This is a genomic window from Sphingomonas sp. RB1R13 (assembly GCF_036663775.1).
Lineage (GTDB): Bacteria > Pseudomonadota > Alphaproteobacteria > Sphingomonadales > Sphingomonadaceae > Sphingomicrobium.
In genome coordinates this window covers 1-1,938 of sequence record NZ_JAXOJM010000011.1, presented here as the reverse complement: position 1 = coordinate 1,938, position 1,938 = coordinate 1, and the positions used below count along the sequence as shown (strand labels likewise).

General features: G+C 63.9%; 4 protein-coding genes and 1 pseudogene. 1 reads left to right on the top strand and 4 read right to left on the bottom strand.

Annotation, left to right across the window (positions count from 1 at the left end; all coding sequences use genetic code 11):
* A partial coding sequence (locus U1700_RS14360) for a conjugal transfer protein TraD (protein ID WP_332753375.1) occupies positions 1-374 on the top strand: 374 nt, incomplete at its 5' end.
* A gap of 6 nt (positions 375-380) precedes the next feature.
* On the opposite strand, the gene U1700_RS14355 is transcribed toward U1700_RS14360, so the two are convergent.
* From U1700_RS14355 to U1700_RS14340, 4 genes and pseudogenes are all read right to left on the bottom strand, one after another.
* Positions 381-749, bottom strand: a complete 369-nt coding sequence (locus U1700_RS14355) for a HEPN domain-containing protein (protein ID WP_332753374.1) — start codon at positions 747-749, stop codon at positions 381-383.
* Positions 750-872: 123 nt separating this feature from the next.
* Entirely contained in the window at positions 873-1,280 is a 408-nt protein-coding gene (locus U1700_RS14350) for a nucleotidyltransferase domain-containing protein (RefSeq protein ID WP_332753373.1), read from the bottom strand.
* A 68-nt stretch (positions 1,281-1,348) separates the two neighbouring features.
* The gene (locus tag U1700_RS14345; RefSeq protein ID WP_332753372.1) at positions 1,349-1,558 is read right to left on the bottom strand and encodes a sigma factor-like helix-turn-helix DNA-binding protein; all 210 of its coding nucleotides are present in this window, start codon (positions 1,556-1,558) and stop codon (positions 1,349-1,351) included.
* Positions 1,555-1,938: pseudogene (locus tag U1700_RS14340) on the bottom strand (zincin-like metallopeptidase domain-containing protein); the annotation flags it as partial. The pseudogene U1700_RS14340 and the gene U1700_RS14345, both read right to left, overlap by 4 nt.

The window sequence follows — 1,938 nt, the reverse complement described above, 5'->3', positions numbered from 1 at the left end:
CGGTCTCCGGCAGTTCGCTGTTCCCCCATAGCCCCGGGGCGGCGAGCCCGGCGCACGCCAAGGCGCTGGCCGTGACGACAGCGGCCCTGCGACGGACAGCGGTTCTCCGCGCCCGGCTTCAGCTCCGCCGAGCGCGGCATGATACGCGCGAGTGGCAGGTGAAGCGGCGCGAGCGCACCCGCCAATTGATCGAACTCGGCGGCCTTATCGCCAAGGCGGGGCTCATCGATCTGACCAACGACGACCGCGCGCTGATCTATGGCGCACTTGTCGATGTGGCGAGCAGGCTGCGCGGTGAGGACAGCGACCGCTATCGGTTGATCTGGACGCGGCGCGGGCGGCGTGCCTTTGCTGATGACGCGAGCGCAGGCTGACGGAGGTCAGGCCTGCGCGAGCCGCTTTTCGCAGGCCTCTTTGACGATCTGCTGGAGCAGCTCGACGCGCTCGGCCAGCCATTCGAGTTCGGCCGGCGTCACCTTGTAATGGGCTGAGTAGCGCGCGTTGACATAGGCCTGGCGCAGCAGCTCGAAACAGCGCTGGGCAAACTTGGTGTCGCGCGGCCAGACGGCGATGAGCTCATGCACGAGCGGCTCGGCCTGACTGCGCAGGAAGTTCAGCTTGTGCGACTTCGGGCTGTACAGCGTGAGTGTCAGCAGCAGGCAGTGGTATGCGCGCTCGACGCTTTGATGAAGCATGAACGCCGCATCTCTGGGCACGCCATTTTGCTGGCTTGCCTCGGCGAGCTTCAAAGCATGCACTGAGAGTGGAAACCAGTAATCAAAATGCTTCGCAGCTTCCGCGCGAGCGGCTTTCGGTTCGAGAGGCTGCGGAGTGACGAAGGGATAGTCCTCGACCTCATACAGCGCGATGCCCTACTCGATGACATCGATGAAGAACGGCCGCCCTTGCGTCAGCTGATTGTTCACATCGGCAAGGCTGTGGACAATGAAGCTGACCGGCGCCGATATGCGCTTGGAGATCGTCACCTCGCGGACGAACTGATCGTCGGCTTTTGCCCAGAACTCGCCCGGCTCGGTCAGCCGCTCGTCGCTGACGACGACGAGGATGTCATAGTCCGACTGGTAGCCGCCGATGGGATCATCGACCCAGTCGCCGCGCGCATAGGAGCCGTAGAGGATGACCTTGAGGATGCGACCCTGCCGCCGCCATTTCTGCGTCGACAGCGATGTCGCCTGTTCGAATTCGGCGAACAGCACTTCCACGATCCGGCCGAGATCGCGGCGCTTCTTGTCCGGCAGATGAGCAACGTCGTCGCGCATGGCGGTATTCCTAGCGAACCGTTACGGATGCGTACATCCTTTGTACTCAAAGGATGCCTGGGCTCGCCTCATGGCGCGGCATCATCATCCGCTTCCATGAGGGCGACGAGGACGCGCACGACGACCTGCTCGACGTCACGTGCCGTGCAGCCATGGCGGCGCGCCGCTTCGTCATAATCCAAACCGTCGATCCGCACGCTGGCGAAGATGGCACGGTCATGGACCGGCAGCGCCCTCCAGGCGCGCAATCGCGCCTGGAATTGCAGTTCCGTCGTCATGACGGCTGCTCCTCATCTGCGGCAAAGCCGAGCAGATAATCCGCCGCCTTGCTGGCCGCACTCGCGGCCCGGAAGATCGCCTTGTCGTCGTGGCGCAGCACCTCGAGCCATGAGCCGACATAGTCGGCATGCCGCACTGTCGGTTTGATCGCGAGCGATGCGCAGGCAAAGGCGCTCGCCATCTCAGCGACCAGCTCTTCGCGCGCATAATTGGTACTGCCGAATGCGCCCGTCTGGTCGCGGTCCAGGCGCGTGGGATGTCCCGTCTAATGGCCGAGTTCATGGAGCGCGGTGCGGTACCAGTTGATCGGCTCGCGGAAGGCCGCAACCGGTGGCACCGCGACATAGTCAGCAGCCGGATGGTAATAGGCACGGTCGCC

Bases quoted from the DNA above. Each gene is read 5' to 3' on its own strand.
- U1700_RS14350 (WP_332753373.1), bottom strand. From the start codon at position 1,280: ATGCGCGACGACGTTGCTCATCTGCCGGACAAGAAGCGCCGCGATCTC.
- U1700_RS14345 (WP_332753372.1), bottom strand. From the start codon at position 1,558: ATGACGACGGAACTGCAATTCCAGGCGCGATTGCGCGCCTGGAGGGCG.